This is a genomic window from Rhodoglobus sp. GW821-FHT12B09, from assembly GCF_058809925.1.
The window spans coordinates 1-21,915 of sequence record NZ_JBXATB010000009.1; the positions used below are offsets into that span (position 1 = coordinate 1).

Genomic DNA, 21,915 nt, shown 5'->3' on the forward strand with positions numbered 1-21,915 from the left:
GGGCCGGGGCCGGGCGCGGGGCCGGGCGCAGGGGCTGGGCGCGGGGCCGGCCGCCGGGCGCGGGGCCGGGCGCAGCACCGACCCGCGGGCGCCTCAAACAGGCTCGCTTTTCGACTTGTGCATGAAATCGATTTCTGTAACGATAGTGCCGTAATCAAGGAGGATTTGGTGATCGGTGGTGCGACCCCGTGGCTGGGCGCGGGAGCGAGCGCAGCGGCCTTCCCGCTGGGCGGCATCGGCACGGGCAACGTCTCGATCGGCGCTCGTGGCGAGCTGCGCGACTGGGAGCTCGACAACGGGCCGGCCAAGGGCCGCCGACTCCCGTTCAGCCTGTTCGCGATCGACGTGCGCGGCGGTTCCGCCGAGCCGGTGACGCGGGTGCTGCAGTCCCGGTTCCGCGAGCCGCACGAGGCCGACCAGGGCTACTACGCCGGCGACCTCGGCGGCCTCCCGCGGCTGCGCGACTCCCGCCTGCGCGGCGAGTACCCCTTCGTGGAGGTCGAGTTCGAGGATGACGACCTCCCGGTGGCCGTGGCGCTCGAGGCGTTCACCCCCTTCGTCCCCCTCGATGCGGATGCGTCGGGCATCCCGGCGGCCGTGCTGCGGTACCGGGTCACCAACCCCACGGCGGAACCGCTGCAGGTCTCCGTCGTCGGCTCCCTCGCGAACCCGGTCGGCGCGAGCCGCAAGGGGGACGTGTTCCACTTCCCGACGTTCGAGGGCCACCCGGTCAACACGTACCTGGAGGGCGACGGCATCCGGGGCGTCTACTTCGCCAGCGACCTCCCGGCGACCTCGCTCGCCTTCGGCAGCGCGAGCCTCACGACGGCCGACGAGAGCGTCACGAGCAAGCCGCAGTGGCTGTGGGGCTTCTGGCAGGACGGCGCGCAGGTGTTCTGGGACGACCTGCGCGACGACGGCCGCCTCACCCCGGAGACCGTCGAGACGCTCGAGACCGGCGAGCTGCCCGAGTGGATCACACGGCTGCGCGTCGGCTCCCTCGGCATCCACCACGAGCTCGCGCCGGGCGAGACGCGCGACTTCGAGTTCCGCCTGGCGTGGTACTTCCCCAACCGCCCGAAGGCGTGGCTCGGCAACATCAACCTGCCGAGCCCGCACAAGGACGAGATCGTGCGCAACCACTACGCGACGCGCTTCACCGATGCGTGGGATGTCGCGGGCCAGCTCGATCGCGCGCTGCCGGGGCTCGAGGCCTCGACGCGCGCCTTCCATGCCGCGCTCTACGGCAGCAGCCTCCCGCCCGAGGTCATCGACGCCGCCGGATCCAATCTCGCGGTGATCCGCAGCACCACGTGCTTCCGGCTCGAGGACGGCACGTTCGCCGCCTGGGAGGGCACCTTCGACCAGCACGGCAGCTGCGAGGGCACCTGCACCCACGTGTGGAACTACGCGCAGGGGCTGGCTTACCTCTTCCCCGAGCTCGAGCGCAGCGCCCGCCGGACGGAGTTCCTGCACGAGACGCGCGAGGACGGCCGGATGAACTTCCGCGCAAACAGTGTCTTCGACTCGCCGCCGTGGGAGTTCCACCCCGCGGTGGACGGGCAGCTCGGCGCCGTCGTGAGGCTGTACCGCGAGTGGCGCTTCAGCGGGGACGACGAGTTCCTCCGCGAGGTGTGGCCCGGGGCATCCCGCGCCCTCGACTTCGCGTTCACCGAGTGGGACAGCAACGGCGACGACGTGCTCGACAGCAAGCAGCACAACACCTACGACATCGAGTTCTACGGTGAGAACTCGCTCAGCAACTCGGTGTTCTTCGCCGCGCTGCACGCCGGGGCGAAGCTCGCCGAGCACCTGGGCGAGCACGAGACCGCCGCGCGCTGGCTGGCCGCCGCCGAGCGCGGGTCGGCCCGCATGGACGAGCTGCTGTTCAACGGCGAGTACTACGAGCAGAAGATCGAGGATGTCGACGCGGTGCGGTACCAGTACGGCACCGGGGTCCTGAGCGACCAGCTGTTCGGGCAGTACCTCGCCCACCTCACCGGCCTCGGGCACGTGCTGCCGGAGGCGCACGTGAAGTCCGCGATCCACGCGGTCTACCGGCACAACTTCCGCGAGGACCTCAGCCGCCACCACAGCGTGCAGCGCACCTACGCCCTCGGCCAAGAGGCCGGGCTGGTGTTGTGCTCGTGGCCGCGCGGGGGCCGGCCGCGCATCCCGTTCGTGTACTCCGACGAGGTGTGGACCGGCATCGAGTACCAGGTCGCCGCGCACCTCGTGTTCGAGGGCCTCGTCGAGGAGGGGCTGACGATCGTCCGCGCCGTCCGCGCGCGCCACAACGGCCGCAACCGCAGCCCGTGGAACGAGGTGGAGTGCGGCAACCACTACGCCCGCTCCCTCGCGAGCTGGGCCGTGCTCGTCGCCCTGACTGGCGCGCAGTACGACGCCGCGCAGCGCAGCCTCGAGTTCGCGGCGGGGCCGCTCGACTCGTTCTTCAGCACCGGCACGGGATGGGGCCGGGTGTCGATCGACGGCACCGGCGTCACCCTCGCCCTCGACTACGGCACTCTCGCGCTCGACCGCCTGACGGTCGGCGGGCGCCCCCTGAACCCGACGCCCGGCATCCTCACGGCCGGCGACAGCACGCGATTCACCTACGAAGGAGCACCACAATGACGTACACCCTCCCGGCAGAGCGCACGGCGGCGGCAGTCCGGCCGAAGACCGCCTGGCTCATCTCGAGCGGCGACCTCCGCCCCTCGGCGAACACCGCCGGCTGGCCCACGCAGCAGCAGCTCGAGAGCGATATCGCCGCCGCGCTCGGGACGCTGGGGTGGTCCGTCGAGCGCGCCAACCCCGTCGACCCGGCCACCGGGCACGGGTTCATCAGCAGCCAGCGCATGGGCCTCGAGGTGTTCAAGAACATTCCGGCGGATGCCCCGCTCATCGTCGCGGAGGCGGTCTGGCAGTACAGCCACCACGTGCTCGCCGGCCTCCGCACCCACCGCGGGCCGATCCTCACGATCGCCAACTTCGCCCCGGACTGGCCCGGCCTCGTGGGCCTCCTCGGCCTCAACGCCGGCCTCACGAAGATGGGCAAGGAGTACTCCACGATCTGGAGCGTGGACTTCACCGACGAGTGGTTCCTCAGCGGCCTGCGCGAGTGGGTGGAGACCCGGCACATCACGCACGACGCCTCGCACGTGCATCCCCTCCCCGCACTGGGCGACAGCCCGGAGAAGCAGCTGGGCGAGGCGCTCGCCCGGCAGCTGCTCGAGGAGAAGGCCATCATCGGCGTTTTCGACGAGGGCTGCATGGGCATGTACAACGCGATCTTCGACGACGAGCTGCTCAACCCGATCGGCATCTACAAGGAGCGCCTCTCGCAGAGCGCGCTGTACGCCGAGATGCTGACGGTGAGCGACGAGGATGCCGCGGCGGTGGGCACCTGGCTGAAGAACGCCGGCATGACGTTCCTGACCGGCACCGACGACGAGACCGAGCTCACCGAGGCGCAGCTGACCTGGCAGTACAAGATGTACATCGCCGCGCTGCGCATCGCCGACGACTTCGGGCTGGACGCCATCGGCATCCAGTACCAGCAGGGCCTCAAGGACCTCGTGCCCGCGAGCGACCTCGCCGAGGGCATCCTGAACACCACCGACCGGCCGCCGGTGTTCAGCCGCGACGGCAAGCGCGAGCTGCACGCCGGCCTCGCCATGCCGCACTTCAACGAAGCTGACGAGGGGGTTGCCGTGGACTCCCTCGTCACCGACCGCGTCTGGCGCGCGATGGGCCTCGTGCCCGACAACACGCTCCACGACGTGCGGTGGGGCGAGCAGGTCGGCGACGACTTCGTGTGGGTCTACGAGATCTCCGGCTCCGTGCCGGCGTCGCACCTCGGCGGCTGGCAGAACGCGGAGGGCTGGCGCCAGGGGCCGGTGTTCTTCCCGGCCGGCGGCAGCACGATCAACGGGGTCTCCAAGCCCGGTGAGATCGTGTGGTCGCGCGTGTACATCGCGGAGGGCGCCCTCAACATCGACATCGGCCGCGCGAGCGTCGTCGAGCTGCCCGCGGAGGAGACGAAGCGGCGCAAGGATGCCACGAACCCCGAGTGGCCGATCGCCCACGTCGTGCTGCACGGCGTGACCCGCGACCAGTTCATGGCCCGCCACAAGGCGAACCACGCGCAGGTCGTCTACGCACCGGACGCGGCCACGGCCGACAGCGCCCTCACCGCCAAGGCGGCCATGTTCGCCGCCCTCGGCGTGAAGGTGCACCTCATCGGCGACGTCGCGCTCGCGTAGTGGGAGTAGTCCTCGGTGTCGACATCGGCACCTCGAGCAGCAAGGGCGTGCTCGTCGCGCTCGACGGCACCGTCGTCGCCACGGCGGTTCGGTCGCACTCAGTGGACCGCCCGCGGCCCGGGTGGGTCGAGATGGGCGCGGAGGTGTGGTGGGACGAGTTCGCGTCGATCGCGCGCGAGCTGGCCGCCTCCGCCGCCGAGCCCGTCGTCGCGGTCGGGGTGAGCGGCATGGGTCCGTGCGTCGCGCTCGCCGATGAGTCGGGCGCGCCGCTGCGGCCGGCGATCCTCTACGGCGTCGACACCCGCGCGACGGCGCAGATCGAGCGGCTCACGGCCTCGCTGGGCGCCGACGAGATCCTCTCCCGCGGGGGCTCCGCACTCTCGACCCAGGCGGCGGGGCCGAAGATCGCGTGGGTCGCCGAGAACGAGCCCGACGTGTTCGCGGCCGCGCGCAAGCTGTTCATGCCGGCGTCGTGGCTCGCGTTCAAGCTCACCGGTGAGTACGTGCTCGACCACCAGTCGGCGAGCCAGTGCTCCCCGCTCTACGACTCTGTCGCGCAGCAGTGGTACGAGCCGTGGGCCGCGCCCATCGTCGGGCAGATCGAGCTGCCGCGGCTGGTGTGGGCCGACACCGTGGTGGGGTCGGTCAGCGCGGCTGCTGCTGACGAGACCGGGCTCCCGGCGGGCATCCCGGTCGTCTCCGGCACCATCGACGCCTGGACGGAGGCGGTCAGCGTCGGGGCCCAGACGCCCGGCGACCTCATGCTGATGTACGGCACGACCATGTTCCTCGTGAACACCATCGCCGACCGCATCACGATCCCCGAGCTGTGGGGCACCGTCGGCGCGTTCGAGGGCACGCGAAACCTGGCGGGCGGGATGGCGACGTCCGGAGCGATCACGGGCTGGCTGCGCGAGCTGTTCGGCTCGCCCGACTTCCCGACCCTGCTCGCCGAGGCAGCGGACAGCGCGCCCGGTGCCCACGGGCTGCTCATGATCCCGTACCTCGCGGGCGAGCGCACCCCGATCGCCGACCCGGACGCCCGCGGCATCATCGCCGGCCTCACGATCGAGCACACCCGCGGCGACCTGTACCGCGCGGCGCTCGAGGCCACGGCGATGGGCGTGCGGCACAACGTCGAGGCGATCCGCGCGGCGGGCGGCACGATCGAGCGCGTGGTCGCGGTCGGCGGGGGCACCCAGGGCGACCTGTGGCTGCAGATCGTGTCGGATGTCACGGGCCTCACCCAGATCGTGCCCTCCGTCACCATCGGCGCGAGCTACGGGGCGGCGTTCCTCGCGGCGGGGGCTGTGGCATCCGTCGATATCGGCGTGTGGAATGCCGTGGAGCGCACGGTCTCGCCGCGCCGCGAGCTCGCCGCGAACTACCACGAGCTCTACTCCCTCTACCGGGAGCTGTACCCGGCCACCGCGTCGATAGTGCACGTGCTGGCCGCCCGCCAGAAGGACAGCTGGTGAAGATCCTCGTCACGGGCGCCCGGGGCAACATCGGCCGAGGGCATCGGCGAGAAGCTGCTCGAGTACCACTGCCAGGAGCACGGGCTCTCCTCCGTCGCGGTGCGCCCCGGGAACCTCACCCCGTGGGGTGACGACTGGCCGCGGGGCCCCGCGGCTGAATCGGCGAAGATTGAGTCACCGGTTGTCCATGCACTGCCGCGGACTCCCCGGCAGCCAGGGCGTCCTCGCCCTCTCACGTCATCGGATTGTCCATGCACCTTCGCAATACGGTCATGTCGCGCCCCTTGCGGTCGCGGGTAGCGTCGCTGGAGACGAGAGGGTGCTGCCCTTTCCGATACCCGATATGGCCGATGGAGTTCCCCCGTGATCGATGAGGATGACGCAACAATCGCGAGCGCCGAGCGCCGCGGCCGCGTTGCTGCATTCGTCCATGTAGCGGGCGGCGGCGTCACTCTGACGATCACCACCGAGGGCCGCACAGTCCTGGCAGCGATCCCGGTCGGCCCCGTCGTGAACGGCTCCGCGTACGGCGAGTCCGCCGTGCTCGTCGGCGTCACGCGGCGCACCCTCGTCGAGAGCTTCTCCGCGGCATCCGGCAAGAAGCGCGGTCTGCACTCCGCGGAGCACAGCGAGTCCGTCGTGACCCTGCGCGAGCCCGACGGCACACCCTGGGAGCTGGTCCTCCGCGTCGCCGCCGACGGCGTCGCCGTGCGGTACCGCCTCCCGCTGCTCGACGGCGTCGCGAGCGTCGAGGGCGACCGCCTCGAACTGCCCCTCGACGGCACCGAGCGGCTCTGGATGCTCGACTACCAGACCTGGTACGAGACGACACGATTCGGCACGGATGCCCCGGCGCTGGCCGAGGGCTCCTACGGCCTCCCCGCACTCATCCGCTCCGCCGCCGGCGACCACGTGCTCGTCACGGAGTCCGGCATCGACGGCCGTTTCAGCGGCTCGCACCTCGACCGCACCCCCGCGGGCCTGCGGCTGGTGCCCGCCGACGCCGCCATCGAGGTCACCCGCGGCGAGGTCAGCCCGTGGCGCGTCTTCATCGTCGGCAGCCTTGCCGCCATCGTCGAGTCGCAGCTCGTGGACGAGCTCGCGCCGCCCGTGGTGCCGGAGCTGGCGGACGTAGCCTGGGTCCGGCCGGGCCGGGCGGCATGGTCGTGGTGGAGCGACTTCTACTCCGGCGCGCAGCTCGATCACCAGAGGCGCTTCGTCGACGAGGCCGCCGAGCTGGGCTGGGAGCACCTGCTCATCGACTGCGGCTGGGACGACAGCTGGGTGCCGGAGATCGTCGCGTATGCGAGCGCCCGCGGCATCCAGGTGCACATCTGGACGGTCTGGCGCGACCTGAACGGCCCCGAGAACCTGCGCCGGCTCGGCCTGTGGCGCTCGTGGGGAGTCGCCGGTATCAAGGTCGACTTCATGGAGTCCGAGTCGAAGGACCGCTACCGCTGGTACGACGCGCTCCTCGCCGAGGCCGCCCGCGTGGGACTCATGGTCAACGTCCACGGCTCCGTGATCCCACGCGGGTGGGCGCGCACCTGGCCGAACCTCATCGGCTACGAGGCCGCGCGCGGCGCCGAGTACTACGTCTTCTACGACGAGCCGCTCGAGCCCGCCCACAACGTGATCCTCCCGTTCACCCGCAACGTGCTGGGCGCCATGGACTACACCCCGGTCGCGCTCTCCGCCCCCGGCCGCCGCACGAGCGACGCGCACGAGCTCGCTCTCTCGGTGGCGTTCGAGTGCGGCATCACCCACTTCGCCGACGACACTTCCGTCTACCTGGCCCGGCCGCTCGTTGCGCGGTTCCTCGCCGAGCTCGCGCCGTGGTGGGACGAGACGCTCCTGCTCGCGGGCGATCCCGACACCGAGGCCGTGCTCGCGCGCCGCCACGGAGACCGCTGGTTCGTCGGCGGCATCGCGACGGGCGCCGCCCGCACCATCACTGTTCCGCTCGACCGGCTCGGTCTGGGCGCGGCCGACGCGTGGGTCGTCACGGATGCCGCGGCCGACCTCGCCGAGGCCGAGCTCTCCGGCGTGACCGAGCTCACCGTGCAGCTCGCGGCCGACGGCGGGTTCGCCGCCATCGTCGCCGCCGCGGGAGCGCCGCTGCACCGCGCTGCACCGCGCGCAGCCGTCGCGCCGCCGACCGTGACCCCCGCCGTCGCCGAGCTCGTGGGAGACGTGGCGACCCTGACGGTGAGCGCCGGGGCGACCCTGCGCCTGCCGCCCGGCTGGACGAGCACCGCCGACGGCGACACCCGCACGGTCCGCGCCCTCGCGGGGGCCGACTTCGGCGTCGTCACGGTCGAGGGCCCCGGGGATGACGGCGTGCCGGCGGTTGCGCACGCGCGAGTCTTCCGGCCGCTCCCCGCGGGCGAGCACCGCCTCTCCGCGCTCCCGTTCCTCGCGTTCCGCAACGCGAGCGGGCCGGTCGAGCGCGACCAGTCGAACGGCGGCGGCAACCCCCGGGACGGTCAGCAGCAGTCCATCGGCGGGCGGGCGTTCGACAGCGGGATCGGGATGGCCGCGCCCGGGTGGGTGCAGTTCCACCTCGGCGGCCGGGCCAGCAGCTTCTCGGCCCTCGTCGGGATCGACGACGAGCCCCCCTTCGTCGGGATGGGTCAGCAGCCGCATCCCGTGCCCGACCACCCGCTCACCGCCCGCGCGACGGTGCTCGTCGACGGGGTGGAGCGCGCGTCGTTCGACCTCGTGCAGGGCGGCGCCGCCACGGCGGTGTCCGTGGACGTCTCGGGCGGCCGGATGCTCGAACTCCGTGCGACCTCCGCCGACCGGGAGCCGCACATCGACTGGGCTGACGCCCTCCTCACCGTGACTGCCGTCGACGACGGCCAGCACCCTACTGCCGGTCACCGTTGACCGGCGCGATGAAAGGAAACCCAATGCACAAGAAATGGCTAGCCGCAGCAGCAGCCGTGGCGACCGTGGGCATGCTCGCAGCGTGCTCGACGCCCGCCGCGGAGACCGGGTCCGACGAGCCCGTCACCATCACGTACGGCATCTGGGCCGGAACCCAGACTCCGGCGATGCAGGCCATCGCCGACGCCTTCGAGAAGGAGAACCCGAACGTCACGGTCGAGGTGCAGGAACTGCCCTGGCCGCAGTACTGGTCGACCCTGCAGACCGGCGCCGCCGGCGGCACCGCGCCCGACGCGTTCTGGATGCTCGCCCAGCAGATCCAGCCCTACGCGGCCGGCAACCAGCTGCTCGACATCACCGACGCCGTGAAGAGCGCGGGCGTGGACCTCGCCGACTACCCGCAGGCCGTCCTCGACCTGTACGACCAGGGCGACGGCAAGCTCTACGGCCTGCCGAAGGACTTCGACACCAACGCGGTCTGGTACAACAAGGCCCTGTTCGACGCCGCGGGCGTGGACTACCCGGCCGCCGACTGGACCTGGGCGGACTTCCGCGAGACGGCCAAGAAGCTCACGAACCCCGCGGCCGGCGTGTGGGGCGTCGCCGCTCCGATCGACTACCAGGGCGGCTACTACAACACGATCTTCCAGGCGGGCGGCCAGGTCATCTCCGATGACGGCAAGACCGCCGCGATCGACAGCCCCGAGGCCATCGAGGGCATCAAGTTCTGGACCGACCTGCAGGCCGACGGCTCCTCGCCGACGCTCCAGCAGCTCTCCGACACCGAGGCCGAGACCCAGTTCGAGCAGGGCAAGGTCGCGATGTACATGTCTGGTGCATACTGGGCGCTCCAGCTCTACAACAACACGGAGCTCCGCCCCAACGTGGACGTCGCTCCCCTCCCCACCGGGAAGGTGCAGGCCACGGTGAGCAGCGGTATCGAGAACGTCGGCTACGTCGGGACCAAGCACCCCGAGGAGACCGCCAAGTTCCTGATGTTCGCGAGCGGCCCCGAGGCCGCCAAGATCCAGGCCGAGTCCGGTGCCGTGCTGCCCGCCTACAAGGGGACCGCGCAGACCTGGATGGACGCGATGCCCGAGTTCAAGAACCTGCAGGTCTTCATCGACGCGCAGGCCTACTCGGTGCCGCTGCCCGTGAACGGCAACGCTGCCGCGTGGCAGGGAATCCAGGGCGACTACCTGACGGACGCGTGGAACGGCAAGGTCTCCGCCGCGGACGCCGCCAAGGCCTACGCCGAAGCGATCAATAAGGTCCTGGCCGAGGGCTGATGACAAGCAACGTTTCGAGCCCGGTGGGGCGGCAGCGCCGCCGCACCGGGCTCGGGGCGCGCACCGACTGGTGGGCGCTGGCGATGATCGCGCCGGCGCTCATCGGCCTTGCCGCCCTCTACCTCTGGCCGTTCGTCTCCACCTTCATCAAGAGTTTCATGAACGTCCCGGTCTTCGGGCCCGGCAGGTTCAACGGCGTCGACAACTACGCGAGGCTGCTGGGCGACCCCGGCTTCTGGCAGGCGCTCGGCAACACGGCCCTGTACACCGCGCTGGTGCTGCTGGGCATCCCGATCGCCATCGTCTTCGCGGCCCTCATCCAGCAGGTCTCGCGCGGGCGCGCGATCTACCGGGTGCTGTTCTTCCTCCCGGTCGTCACGCTCCCGGTCGCGGTCGGCATGGTGTGGCGCTTCATCCTCAACGGCGACTTCGGCCTGCTCAACTACGTGCTGTCGCTTGTCGGCATCCCCGGCGAGTACTGGGTGGCGGATGCGCGATTCACGATCTACGCCTTCGCGGTCGTCGGCATCTGGATGGGGCTCGGCGTGAACCTGATCATCCTCGGGGCCGGGCTGCAGTCGATCCCGACCGAGCTCTACGAGGCGTCGTCGCTCGACGGCGCGAACCGCGTGCAGCAGTTCTTCTCGATCACCCTGCCGCTGCTGAGCCCGAGCATCTTCTTCGTGACCATCCTCACGACGATCTCGGCGTTCCAGATGTTCGACCTCGTCTTCGTCATGCTCGGCAGCGTCAACAACACGGCGCTCGGCGACTCCAAGACGATCGTGTACCTCTTCTACGACGCCGCCTTCGTCCAGTTCAAGCAGGGCTTCGCGGCCACCATCGCGATCGTGCTGCTCATCATCATCATGGCCGTGACCGCCCTGCAGTTCCGGCTCCAGAAGAAGTGGGTTGTCTATGACTAGCCGTCGCTCGGCGGCGAGCCGGGGGGAGTGGCGCATCCACGTCATCCTCATCATCGCCGTCGCCCTCATGGTCGTGCCGTTCGTGTGGGAGATCCTCACGGCGTTCAAGACCACGAACGAGGTGTCGACGCTCCCGCCGACGATCATCCCCGCGCACCCCACGACCCTCGCGTTCGAGACGTTCTTCGCCTCGGTGCCGTTCTGGGCGCAGTTCGGGGTGTCGGCGATCTCGCTCGTGATGCGCGTCGTCGGCCAGGTGCTCGTCGCGGCCCTCGCGGGCTACGCGTTCGCGCGGCTGCGGTTCCCGGGCCGCAACGTGCTCTTCGTGCTGTTCCTGCTCATGCTCATGGTGCCGAGCCAGCTGTTCCTGCTCGGGCAGTTCGACCTCATGAAGGGGCTCGGGCTGCTCAACACCCTCCCGGCGCTCGCGATACCCGGCATCTTCTCGGCCTTCGGCACCTTCCTCATGCGCCAGGCGTTCATGACGATGCCGAAGGAGTACGAGGAGGCCGCCCGGCTCGACGGCGCGGGCACCCTGCGCACGTTCTGGTCCGTGATGCTCCCGATGGCGCGCTCGATGATCGCGGCGCTCGCCGTGCTCACCTCCCTCTACTCGTGGAACGACCTGCTCTGGCCGCTCATCGTCAACCCGGCCGGCGCGAACCGGCCGCTCACGGTGGGACTCGCGAGCATGCAGGGGCAGTTCGGTACCAACTACCCCACCCTCATGGCAGGCGCCCTCGTGTGCACCATCCCGCTCGTGGTCGTCTTCATCGCCCTGCAGCGGCAGTTCTTCGCCGGCATCGCCTCGAGCGGGCTCAAGGGATGAGCGCCGTGGTCCACCTGCGCGCCGGCGGCACGAGCGTCGTCGTCGCGACCGACGGCGGGCGGCTGCCCCGAATCCTGCACTGGGGCCCCGACCTGGGCGAGCTGCCGGATGCCGCACTCGACGATCTCGCCCGTGCAGCACTCCCCGCCATCGGGGACTCCGCCGTCACCTATCCGCAGCCCGTGCCGGTCGTCGCCCAGCTGCCGGACGGCTGGCTCGGCCGCCCGGGCGTGGCCGGGTCGAGCGGCGGCACCCGGTGGGCGCCGCGGTTCCGCGACGCCAGCTACGTGCTCGACGGCACGCTGCTCACCTGCGAGGCCTCCGACCGGGAGTACTCCCTCGCGCTGCGCGTCGAGCTCGAGCTGCTGCCGAGCGGGCTGCTCCGGCAGCGCGCCGCGATCACGAACGAGGGCGAGCCCTGGCGCGTCGAGACCCTCGAGCTCGCAGTGCCCGTGCCCCCGGAGGCGACGGAGCTGCTCGACTTCACCGGCCGCTGGGCGCTCGAGCGGGTGCCGCAGCGGCATCCCTTCGCCGTGGGCGCGTGGGTGCGCGAGTCGCGCGGCGGCAAGCCCGGGCTCGAGAACACCATGCTCCTGCTGGCGGGCGAGGAGGGCTTCGGCTTCCGGCGCGGCCGGGTCTGGGGCATCCACGTCGCCTGGAGCGGCAACCAGGTCGCGGCGGCCGAGCGCGTGCCGGCCGGGACGCAGCGCCTCTCCGGTGCCGAGCTCCTGCTGCCCGACGAGGTGGTGCTCGACACCGGCGGCACCTACGAGACGCCGTGGCTCTACGCGTCCTGGGGCGAGGGCCTCGACGAGCTCGCCGGGCGCTTCCACCGCCACCTGCGATCGCGGCCGTCGCACCCCTCGACGGCACGGCCGGTCATCGTCAACACGTGGGAGGCCGTCTACTTCCAGCACGACCCCGAGACGCTCCTGCGGCTCGCCGAGCGCAGCGCGGAGCTGGGCGCTGAGCGCTTCGTCGTCGACGACGGCTGGTTCCTCGGGCGCCGGGACGACACCACCTCCCTCGGCGACTGGGTGGTCGACCGGGGCGTGTGGCCGTCCGGGCTCGAGCCGCTCGCCCGGCGGGTGCGCGAGCTCGGGATGGACTTCGGCCTGTGGTTCGAGCCCGAGATGGTCAATCTCGACTCTGAGCTGGCGCGCGAGCATCCCGAGTGGGTCTTCGACGCCGGCCACGGCACCGGCCTGCCGAGCCGGCACCAGCACGTGCTCGACCTCGGCCACGAGGAGGCGTACGACCGCGTCTTCGGGCAGGTCTCGGCCCTCGTCGAGTCGCTCGGCATCGCCTACATCAAGTGGGACCACAACCGGTACCTGCTCGACGCCGGCCACACTCCCACCGGCCGCGCGGGCGTGCGACGGCAGGTCGAGCAGGTCTACCGGATGATGCGGGAGCTGAAGGCCGCGCATCCGGGGCTCGAGATCGAGTCGTGCGCGAGCGGCGGCGGGCGCATCGACCTCGGCATCATGCAGTTCGCCGACCGCGTCTGGCCGAGTGACTGCAACGACCCGCACGAGCGGCTCGAGATCCAGCGGTGGACGGGCCTGCTCCTGCCGCCGGAGCTGCAGGGCACCCACATCGGCGCCGAGGAGTCGCACACCACGCACCGCGTGCACCCGCTCGACTACCGCGCCGAGAAGGCGCTCTGGGGGCACCTCGGGGTCGAGATCAACCTGCTCGAGGCGTCGGACGAGGAGTTCGCCGCGGTGAGGGGCTGGGTCGGCTTCCACAAGGAGAGCCGCGGGCTGCTGCACACCGGCTCCGTCGTGCACGGCGACCTCTCGCACGGCCTGCGCCTCGAGGGCGTTGTCGCTCGGGATGCCTCGGCGGCCCTGTACGCGTTCTCCGTCGTGGAGCGGCCCGCGACCTGGCCGCCCGGACGGATCCGCCTGCCCGGACTCGACCCCGCCACCGCCTACCGCGTCGAGCCTGTCTTCCCGGGCACCGTGCCGGGCGGCGTGCTGCCCCCGTGGTTCGCGGAGGGCGTCGTCCTGAGCGGCGCTGTGCTCGGCACCGTCGGCGTCGAGGCGCCCTCGCTCGACCCGGACCGCTCCGTGCTCCTGCGCGCGGTTGCCGTTCCGGGCGCGTGACCGGCACCGAGGTCGCGGCGCTCCACGAGCTCCGCGGCGCCACGGGCGCGACCGCGGTCGTCTCGGAGCACGCCGCGAGCCTGCGCCGCCTCACCGTCGAGGGGGTCGAGCTCGTGCGCGGAACCCTTGACGAGCACCCGCCGCTCGGCGCCGGCATGGTGCTCGTGCCGTGGCCCAACCGCGTGGAGGAGGGCCGCTGGCCCCTCGACGGCCGGATGCAGCAGCTCGAGCTCACGGAGCCGGAACTGGGCAACGCCAACCACGGGCTGCTGACCGGCACCCGGTACGTCCCGGTCGTCGCCGCAGCCTCGGGCGTCACGCTCGCCGCCGCCGTCGACGGCGGTGACGGCTACCCGTTCGAGCTCGACACGAGCGTGGAGTACCGGCTGGAGGACCGCGGGATCCGGGTGACCCACCGCATCACGAACCTCAGCGCACGTCCGGCGCCGGTCGCGATCGGCGCGCACCCGTACCTGCGCGTCGGCGATGCCGCCGCCGGGGATCTCGTGCTCGCCATCGAGGCCGACCGCGCCCTCGACTTGGACGAGCGGCACATCCCGCGCGGCTCGTTCGATGTCGCGGGCACCGCCTTCGACCTCCGGAGCGGGCGGGCGGTGAGGGACGCCGTTCCGCACGCGTGCTACACCGCGCTGCGCGCGCAGGACGGGACCGTGGTCCACCGCCTGCGCGCGCCGGACTCCCGAGAGGTGCAGCTCTGGGCCGACGAGGTGTTCGCGTACGTGCAGGTGTACGTGACGGACGAGTTCCCCGGTGCCGAGGGCGGCGCGATCGCCGTCGAGCCGATGACCGCTCCGCCCAATGCGCTGCGCACCGGGGAGGGGCTGCGGTGGCTCGAGCCGGGCGAGACGTGGACGGCGGCGTGGGGCATCCGGCTGGCCTGACGCCGTGGCGGCGTGCCCGACCTCCGCGCCCATGCGGACCTTTCGACACCGTGCGGCCTCCGGAGCCTCCGCACGGTGCCGAAAGCTCCGCATAGCCTTCGCGGGGGCCGGGGGCCGGGGGCCGGGGGCCGGGGGCCGGGGGCCGGGGGGCGGGGGCGGGGTGCGCCGGGGCGGGCTAGCCCTTGTCGCGCTCGCGGTACTCCGTCGGGCTCGCCTCGTGGAGCCGGCGGAAGTGGCGGGAGAAGTAGAACGGGTCGTCGTAGCCGACCTCGCGGGCGATCTCGTTGATGGGCACGCTCGTGGTGTCGAGGAGCTGCCGGGCCCGGGCCATGCGCAGCGCCGTCTGGTGTGCGAGCACGCCGCCTCCGGTCGCGCGGCGGAACTGCGCGCTCAGGTGGGAGGGGGAGACGCCGACGAGCGCCGCGAGGTCGGAGACGCGCACCGTGCTGTCGTAGCGCTCCGAGAGGTACGCCATCGCGCGCTGCAGGGGATCGCCGGGCGAGGGCAGCGACCGGTCGATGACGATCTGGGTGAGGAGCTTCCAGGCCGTGCCCGAGGCGCCGATCAGGCTGGCGGGGGCGTGGTTGCGCTCGAGGGTGGAGACGATCTCGTCCAGGAGGGCCACCGCGCGCTCGATATGGCGGATCGGCACGACCGGCCGGGTGCCGGAAACACCCATCTCGGCGATGAGCTCCGGCAAGTCGCTGCCGCGCAGATGGCACCACCAGATCGTCCATGGTGAGCCCTCTGAGCTGCCGTAGGCGTGGGGCGTGCCACCGGGGATGACGAGCGCGGTGTTCGAGCCGATGCGGTGCTGCGCGCCGGCGACGTTCGCCCAGCCGGTGCCGCTCACGCACACGATCACGATGGTCTCGTCGATGCCGGCGGGCCGCTGCATCAGGTGATCAACCGCGTGCGGGTAGTGGCCGCCGTCAGTGACGACGAGCCGGCGCGTGACGGGGCGCGCGAGCGCCTCGACGACGGTGCGCCGCGGAACGACGCTCAGCCGCTGGTCTCGGAAGCCTTCCTGGATGGGCACGCGCCCAGTATGCCATTGTCAGCGGATTGTCCATGGGTGCGGATCTTTCCCTCATTCACGGGGACCGGGGCCGCCGCTTGACTAGGGGGACCATGAACGCTGTTTTCGCCCTCCCCGCCGTCCCTGAGCGCCTCGCGGCCCGCCTCGCCGACGGAGGCGCGGTCGCGTGGAGCGAGCCGGTCACAATCCCGACGTACGAGCCGCACGAGTCCGACCGGTACCCGATGTTCCTCGATCGACGGGTGTACCAGGGCTCGAGCGGGCGGGTGTACCCGATCCCGTTCACGGACCGCATTGCCACGGAGCCGGCCCCCCGCGAGTGGCAGGCCGTGCACCTTGAGAACCGCTGGATCCGCCTGATGGTGATGCCGGAGCTCGGCGGCCGCATCCATGTGGGCTTCGACAAGGTGGCCGGGTACGACTTCTTCTACCGCAACAACGTGATCAAGCCCGCGCTCGTGGGCCTCGCCGGCCCGTGGATCTCGGGGGGCGTGGAGTTCAACTGGCCGCAGCACCACCGGCCCGGCACGTTCCTCCCCGTCGACGTCAGCATCGAGGAGGGGGAGGACGGCTCGGTGACGGTATGGAACTCCGACCACGACCCCTTCGACCGTATGAAGGGGATGCACGGGGTGCGCCTGCACCCCGACCGCGCGGCGGTCGAGCTCGTGGTGAGGCTGCACAACCGCACGAGCGAGGTGCACACCTTCCTCTGGTGGGCCAACGTGGCGGCGCGCGTGCACGAGGACTACCAGTCGTTCTTCCCGACCGACGTGCGGTTCGTCGCAGACCACGCGCGCCGTGCGATCACCGCGTTCCCCGCGGCCGACCGCCCGTACTACGGCGTCGACTACCCGGCCCGGGCGGCGGGCGGCGGCGACCGGCTCGACTTCTACCGGAACATCCCGGTGCCCACCTCGTACATGATCGTCGACACGGCGGACGACTTCTTCGGCGGCTACGACCACGCCGCGCGGGCGGGCTTCGTGCACGTCGCGGACCGGCACGTCGCCCCCGGCAAGAAGCAGTGGACGTGGGGCGACGCGCCCTTCGGCCACGCGTGGGACGCCCTGCTCACCGACGGCGACGGCCCCTACGTGGAGCTCATGGCCGGCGTGTACACCGACAACCAGCCCGACTTCGCATGGCTCATGCCGGGCGAGACGAAGACGTTCACCCAGGCCTGGTACCCGATCCAGAACATCGGCGTCGTGCATCAGGCCAACCTCGACGCCGCCGTGCACCTCGAGGTAGCCGACGGCGTCGCGGCTCTCGGGGCGACCGCCACCTCGGTGCGCCGCAACGCGACAGTCACCCTGAGGGACGCCGCGACCGGCGAGGTGCTCTCCCTGTGGCAGGGGGAGCTCGGGCCCGGGTCCACGTACGAGGAGCGCGTGGAGGTGGACGGCCGCGCCCCGAGCGAGGTCGTGCTGGTCGTCGCGCAGGGCGGCGTGGAACTTCTGCGCTGGCAGCCCCGGCCCGAGGCATCCGGCCAGCCCGAGCCGGCGACCGCAACCGAGCCGCCGCTGCCCGCGGCGATCACCTCCACCGACGAGCTCTACTTCACGGGCATCCACCTCGCCCAGTACCGGCACCCCACACGCTCGCCGCTGCCCTACTGGCGAGAGGCGATAGCGCGCGACCCGCACGACGTGCGCTGCAACGTCGCGCTCGCCGACCACCACTACCGCGCGGGGGAGTACGCCCGCGCGCTCGAGCACCTCGAGAGCGCCTTCGTGCGCCTTACGGCCCGCAACCTCAACCCGGCCGACGGCGAGGCCTCCTACCTGCGCGGCCTCGTCCTCGCCCGGCTCGGCCGCGCGGGGGAGGCCTACGACTCCTTCGCGAAGGCCGCGTGGGACGGCAAGTGGGAGCACGCCGCGCTGGTGGAGCTGGCCCGCATGGATGCCGCGGCGGGGCGCTCGGCGCAGGCCCTCGACCGCGTGCGCAGGGCCCACTCCGTGGGCGCCGAGGACTCCCGTGCGCTCGGGATCGAGGCGGTCATGCTCGAGCGGCTCGGCCGCAGTGTCGAGGCCCAAGGGGTCCTCGACGCCACCCTCGCCCGCGACCCACTCGACCAGCTCGCCCTGCACCTGAGCGGCCAGCCCACCACCGAGGACCCGCAGACCCTCGTCGACATCGCGCTCGAGCTCGTCGCCATGGGCGAGCGCGACCGCGCGGCCGAGCTCCTCGAGCGCGCCGCCGTCGGTGCGGCGCGGCCGATCGCCCTGTACCACCTGGCCCGCCTGCTCGACGGGGCCGCCGCCGCAGCGGTGCGCGCGATGGCCGCGGCCGCTCCGGCCGACCGGGCGTTCCCGCACGGGCTCGACGACCACGACGCGCTCGTCGCCGCGGTGGCCGCTGACCCGCTCGACGGCCGCGCGCGGGCGATGCTCGCGATGCTCCTCTACGACCGAGGCCGCACCGGGGAGGCCCTGGAGCTGTGGCGCTCGGCGATCGCCGGCGGGCTGGCCGACCCGGTTGCGCTGCGCAACGCGGCGATCGCGACCTACAACACCACCGGCGACGGCGCGGAGGCGGCGGCGCTGTACGAGCGGGCCATCGCCCTCGCGCCCCGCGACGCACGGCTCTGGTACGAGTCCGACCAGCTGCTGGCGCGGGCCGGCTCCAGCGCGGAGGAGCGGCTGCAGCGCCTCGACACCGCGATCGTGCTCGACCGCGACGACCTCGCCGTGGAGTACTGCGAGCTGCTCGTCACCGCCGGCCGAGCCGACGAGGCGGCGGCGATCCTCGAGTCGCGCCCGTTCGCGCCCTGGGAGGGCGGCGAGGGCCGAGCGCTCGCGGCGTGGGAGAACGCCTGGCTCGCGCTGGCCCGCGCGGCCGCGGACCCGGCGGATGCCCTGGCCCTCGCCGACCGCGCCCTGCTGCCGCCGGCGACCCTGGGCGAGGCGAGGCACCTGCTCGCGCCCACGGGGCACATCGAGGACGTGCGGGCGGTGGCCCTGCGCGCGCTCGGCCGCGGTGACGAGGCCGTTGCGGCCGGGCATCCCGTAGCCCCTGTGCCGGGAGCGGCGCCCGACTACTTCGCGACGTCGCTACCCGAGCTGCTCCTCTTCGACCCGCCCCGCGAGTGACCGCCTGACCCGGCTGCGCCGGGCCGAGCTCGACGCGAAGTTCCCCGGGCTCAACGACGCCCGGGCGGGTCACACCACGGCGTAGAGGCCTTCCAGGGCGCTCTCGATCGAGTCGAAGTTGCCCACCGTGCGGGAGTTCTCGTTCTTGAGCCGGAAGCCTCCGGCGGTGCGCAGGATGGTGCCCGCGACGATGTCCGTGATCTGGTGGCGAATGGTCCAGCGACCGTGCCCGTCCTCGATCAGATAGAAGTGCTCCGTGTAGGTCACGAGGGGTAATCGTGCACCATGCCGGTGACATCCGTGTGAACACTCGCGGTGGAGTGCGCACGCGCTATCAATCGTTATCCCCGCACTCCGCCCGCCCTAGGCTGAAGCATGGCCAACGACGTCACCCTCTCCTCCGGATCCGTGCGCGGCAGCTCGAGCGGGGGCGTGGGCCGCTGGCTGGGCATCCCGTACGCCGCGGCCCCGGTCGGCGAGCGCCGCTTCGCGCTGCCGGTGCCGCCGGCGTCGTGGACGGGTGTTCGGGATGCCACGGCCTACGGCCCCACCGCTCCGCAGGCGCCGTACTCCGGCGGCATCGAGGCGCTGCTGCCGACCGTCGTGGTCGAGGGTGACGAGTTCCTCAACGTCAACGTGTGGGCGCCGACCGGCGCCCAGGGTGCTCCCGTCATGGTGTGGGTGCACGGCGGCTCCCTCGCGCACGGGTCCAACGCGCTTGACGCGTACGACGGCACGAGCTTCGCGCGCGACGGCATCGTGCTCGTCGCCCTCAACTACCGCGTGGGGGCGGAGGGATTCTCGGTGCTCGAGGGCGCCCCGCTCAACCTCGGGCTCGCCGACGTGGTCGAGGCGCTGCACTGGGTGCAGCGCGAGATCGCGGCGTTCGGCGGCGACCCCGCCAACGTCACCGTTTTCGGGCAGTCCGCGGGCGCCATCCTGCTGAGCGCGCTCGTGGCGAACCCGCCCGGGCTGTTCTCCCGCGCGATCCTGCAGAGCGGCCCGCCGTCCGCCTCGCCGAGAGCCAAGGCCGGTCGGATCACGCGTCTGATGGCCAAGAAGCTCGGCATCGCGCCGACCCGGGACGCGTTCGCGGCGATCCCCGCCGGCGAGCTCGTGGCGGCCCAGGTGGCGGTGACCGCCGGCTCCACGCCCATCACGGGCGGTGCCGCGTTCGCGCTGGCGATCGGCGACGGCCTCGTGCCGGCGGAGCCGCTCACGGCGATCCTCGCGGGCGGCGGCTCGGGCATCCCGATCATGCTCGGGTCCACGACGGAGGAGTACCGGCTCTGGTTCGTGCCGACCGGCCTCATGGACAAGATCAGCGGCGCCCTCTTCGCGGGGGCGCGGCTGAAGTTCCGGATCAGCGGCCGGATACTCGGCGTGTACCGGGCGAACCGGCCCGGCGCCTCGCGCGGCGAGCTGTTCGGCGCCCTGGCGACGGACCTCCTGCTGCGCCTGCCGTTCAACCGCATCGCGGACGCCCGGCTCGCGGGGCCCGCGACCACGCACCTCTACGAGTTCGCGTGGCCCAGCCCCGTGCAGGGACTCGGTGCGGCGCACGCCGTGGAGCTCGGCTTCGTCTTCGACCGGCTGGCCTCCGACGACGCGGTGCGCCTCAACGGCCGGGATGCCCCGCAGCAGCTCGCGGACGACATGCACTCGGCGTGGGTGCGCTTCGCCACCACCGGCGACCCGGGCTGGCCCGCGTGGAGCGCGAGCCGGCCCGTGCAGGTGTTCGACGCACCCGCCAGCGGCGTCGCGCTCGCCCCGCGGGAGGACGAGCGCGCCGCCTGGGCCGGTTGAGGAGGCCCCGTATCGAAACCTAGAACAGCGGCAGCTGCGGCACCGCGGCGGCGATCACGATCGCGACGATGAAGATCGCCACGGCCACCGCGCCCATGATGATCTTGACGCGGAACGCGGTGACGACCGCGGCAATACCGAGGAGGAACAGGGAGACCGCCATGATCACGGTCGCGAGGGTGTCCCTGTCGCCGTAGGCATTCGCCTGGTCGCCCTCGGCGATCTTCGCCTGGGCCTGCTCGTGGGTGTCTGCGTAGGTGTCGAACAGCGCCGCCTGGTAGTCCTCGTCGTCGCTCGGGTCGACGTAGAAGTCGGGGTTGGCCTCGTTCTCCGCGTCGGCTCGCTGGATCGCGCCGTCGAAGTCGTCGGACACCGACTGGAAGTACACGGTGTCGTACTTGATCTGCGCGGCGGCCGAGATGGCGGGGTCGGGGTTGGCGATGTCGAGGCGCAGCTCGGTGAGCGTCTGCCAGAGCTGCGAGTCCTGCACGTACTGCTGGTTGCCCTCGAGGTACTGCGACTCGGCCTCGGTGGCGAGGTTCGTGCCGTTCGTGTACGCCTGCGCCTGCACGCCGCCGTAGAGCGAGCTCTGGAACGAGGCGTAAGCGGTGCCGATCGACACGATGCCGAGGAGGATCGCGATGATGACTTCGGTGTTCTTACGAAGGAAGGTAAGGCCCTGGCGGCCCTCGGTAGTCGCGTCAGATGACACTGGTGCTCCGGTCTGTGGGGTCGGGTGAGAGCGCCAGTCTAGAGGCGGATCTACTCCCGGAAACGCGCCTTCGCCTCATCCACCGTGGCGAACACCCCGAGGTGCTTCGCGAGGTGGGTTGTTGCTGAGAACCCCTCGCCACGACGGGCCTCGATCATGCCGGCGAACTCCCCGTTGATCTTGCCGACCCAGAGGCCGGACTGCACCGCAGTCCACTGGATGGCGCCGCGCAGCGGCGACGCGCCCGCGGACGGCTTCGGGGTGGTCATGGTCATGTCGTGCTCCTTCACTTTCGCCTTTGAAAGTTGTAGGACGCCGGGTGCGGGCCGAGGGGAGAAGCTGCTGTACCGATGAGTAAACGCTCCGTTGCGCGCCTTGTCGAGGGGTTGCGGCGAACTCGAAGGAAACGGCGAGGAACGTGGTCGGGATGTCAGTGGCTGGGCCTAGATTAAAAGAAATCGCGCGACACGCCGAACCACTACATCTAGGGGAATGACATCGGTGTCATTCCGGTTATATAGTGAAACACCCGCACAACGCGGGACAAATTTTTAGACTTGGGGAGGTCCGATAT

At 71.6% G+C, this 21,915-nt stretch carries 15 protein-coding genes; 11 read left to right on the top strand and 4 right to left on the bottom strand.

Annotated features, from left to right (window positions below; translation table 11 throughout):
* Window positions 1-168: 168 nt before the first annotated feature.
* The 9 genes from AC1RTC_RS14740 to AC1RTC_RS14780 all read left to right on the top strand — a co-directional run bounded on the left by AC1RTC_RS14740 (window position 169) and on the right by AC1RTC_RS14780 (window position 14,689).
* A complete protein-coding gene (locus tag AC1RTC_RS14740; RefSeq protein WP_493156976.1) occupies window positions 169-2,634 on the top strand; it encodes a GH116 family glycosyl-hydrolase in 2,466 nt (821 codons plus the stop codon).
* Window positions 2,631-4,265: a fucose isomerase gene (locus tag AC1RTC_RS14745; protein ID WP_493156978.1), complete on the top strand. Its 1,635-nt coding sequence runs from the start codon at window positions 2,631-2,633 to the stop codon at window positions 4,263-4,265. The genes AC1RTC_RS14740 and AC1RTC_RS14745 overlap by 4 nt, the downstream gene beginning before the upstream one ends.
* Window positions 4,265-5,743: an FGGY-family carbohydrate kinase gene (locus AC1RTC_RS14750; RefSeq protein WP_493156980.1), complete on the top strand. Its 1,479-nt coding sequence runs from the start codon at window positions 4,265-4,267 to the stop codon at window positions 5,741-5,743. Before AC1RTC_RS14745 ends, AC1RTC_RS14750 begins: the two co-directional genes overlap by 1 nt.
* A 363-nt stretch (window positions 5,744-6,106) precedes the next feature.
* Window positions 6,107-8,632 carry a glycoside hydrolase family 97 catalytic domain-containing protein gene (locus AC1RTC_RS14755; RefSeq protein ID WP_493156982.1) on the top strand — a complete coding sequence of 842 codons (2,526 nt, stop codon included), beginning with the start codon at window positions 6,107-6,109 and terminating at the stop codon, window positions 8,630-8,632.
* 23 nt (window positions 8,633-8,655) lie between these two features.
* On the top strand, window positions 8,656-9,921 hold the full coding sequence (locus tag AC1RTC_RS14760) for an ABC transporter substrate-binding protein (protein WP_493156984.1): 1,266 nt from the start codon (window positions 8,656-8,658) through the stop codon (window positions 9,919-9,921).
* Window positions 9,921-10,847: a carbohydrate ABC transporter permease gene (locus tag AC1RTC_RS14765; protein WP_493156986.1), complete on the top strand. Its 927-nt coding sequence runs from the start codon at window positions 9,921-9,923 to the stop codon at window positions 10,845-10,847. Before AC1RTC_RS14760 ends, AC1RTC_RS14765 begins: the two co-directional genes overlap by 1 nt.
* Window positions 10,840-11,676: a carbohydrate ABC transporter permease gene (locus AC1RTC_RS14770; protein ID WP_493156988.1), complete on the top strand. Its 837-nt coding sequence runs from the start codon at window positions 10,840-10,842 to the stop codon at window positions 11,674-11,676. Before AC1RTC_RS14765 ends, AC1RTC_RS14770 begins: the two co-directional genes overlap by 8 nt.
* Complete coding sequence (locus AC1RTC_RS14775; RefSeq protein ID WP_493156990.1) at window positions 11,673-13,787, top strand: alpha-galactosidase; 2,115 nt, start codon at window positions 11,673-11,675, stop codon at window positions 13,785-13,787. The genes AC1RTC_RS14770 and AC1RTC_RS14775 overlap by 4 nt, the downstream gene beginning before the upstream one ends.
* On the top strand, window positions 13,784-14,689 hold the full coding sequence (locus tag AC1RTC_RS14780; RefSeq protein WP_493156992.1) for an aldose 1-epimerase family protein: 906 nt from the start codon (window positions 13,784-13,786) through the stop codon (window positions 14,687-14,689). Before AC1RTC_RS14775 ends, AC1RTC_RS14780 begins: the two co-directional genes overlap by 4 nt.
* Before the next feature lie 175 nt (window positions 14,690-14,864).
* On the opposite strand, the gene AC1RTC_RS14785 is transcribed toward AC1RTC_RS14780, so the two are convergent.
* A complete protein-coding gene (locus AC1RTC_RS14785; protein ID WP_493156994.1) occupies window positions 14,865-15,728 on the bottom strand; it encodes an AraC family transcriptional regulator in 864 nt (287 codons plus the stop codon).
* A gap of 92 nt (window positions 15,729-15,820) precedes the next feature.
* On the opposite strand from AC1RTC_RS14785, the gene AC1RTC_RS14790 reads away from it, so the two are divergent.
* The gene (locus AC1RTC_RS14790; protein WP_493156996.1) at window positions 15,821-18,823 is read left to right on the top strand and encodes a DUF5107 domain-containing protein; all 3,003 of its coding nucleotides are present in this window, start codon (window positions 15,821-15,823) and stop codon (window positions 18,821-18,823) included.
* 69 nt (window positions 18,824-18,892) lie between these two features.
* Here the strand turns inward: AC1RTC_RS14790 and AC1RTC_RS14795 are convergent, their stop codons facing one another.
* Entirely contained in the window at window positions 18,893-19,090 is a 198-nt protein-coding gene (locus AC1RTC_RS14795; RefSeq protein ID WP_493156998.1) for a hypothetical protein, read from the bottom strand.
* Window positions 19,091-19,198: 108 nt separating this feature from the next.
* Between AC1RTC_RS14795 and AC1RTC_RS14800 the strand changes: the two genes are divergently transcribed.
* A complete protein-coding gene (locus tag AC1RTC_RS14800) occupies window positions 19,199-20,629 on the top strand; it encodes a carboxylesterase/lipase family protein (protein WP_493157000.1) in 1,431 nt (476 codons plus the stop codon).
* Between the two features lie 19 nt (window positions 20,630-20,648).
* Here AC1RTC_RS14800 and AC1RTC_RS14805 read toward each other — a convergent pair whose 3' ends face one another.
* Together AC1RTC_RS14805 and AC1RTC_RS14810 are read right to left on the bottom strand one after the other, a co-directional pair.
* Window positions 20,649-21,341: a hypothetical protein gene (locus AC1RTC_RS14805; RefSeq protein ID WP_493157002.1), complete on the bottom strand. Its 693-nt coding sequence runs from the start codon at window positions 21,339-21,341 to the stop codon at window positions 20,649-20,651.
* 50 nt (window positions 21,342-21,391) lie between these two features.
* A complete protein-coding gene (locus AC1RTC_RS14810; RefSeq protein WP_493157003.1) occupies window positions 21,392-21,616 on the bottom strand; it encodes a hypothetical protein in 225 nt (74 codons plus the stop codon).
* Between the last annotated feature and the right edge of the window lie 299 nt (window positions 21,617-21,915).

Coding starts and splice junctions, on each gene's coding strand:
- AC1RTC_RS14745 (WP_493156978.1), top strand. CDS start 2,631: ATGACGTACACCCTCCCGGCAGAGCGCACGGCGGCGGCAGTCCGGCCG.
- AC1RTC_RS14760 (WP_493156984.1), top strand. CDS start 8,656: ATGCACAAGAAATGGCTAGCCGCAGCAGCAGCCGTGGCGACCGTGGGC.
- AC1RTC_RS14765 (WP_493156986.1), top strand. CDS start 9,921: ATGACAAGCAACGTTTCGAGCCCGGTGGGGCGGCAGCGCCGCCGCACC.
- AC1RTC_RS14770 (WP_493156988.1), top strand. CDS start 10,840: ATGACTAGCCGTCGCTCGGCGGCGAGCCGGGGGGAGTGGCGCATCCAC.
- AC1RTC_RS14775 (WP_493156990.1), top strand. CDS start 11,673: ATGAGCGCCGTGGTCCACCTGCGCGCCGGCGGCACGAGCGTCGTCGTC.
- AC1RTC_RS14790 (WP_493156996.1), top strand. CDS start 15,821: ATGAACGCTGTTTTCGCCCTCCCCGCCGTCCCTGAGCGCCTCGCGGCC.
- AC1RTC_RS14800 (WP_493157000.1), top strand. CDS start 19,199: ATGGCCAACGACGTCACCCTCTCCTCCGGATCCGTGCGCGGCAGCTCG.
- AC1RTC_RS14810 (WP_493157003.1), bottom strand. CDS start 21,616: ATGACCATGACCACCCCGAAGCCGTCCGCGGGCGCGTCGCCGCTGCGC.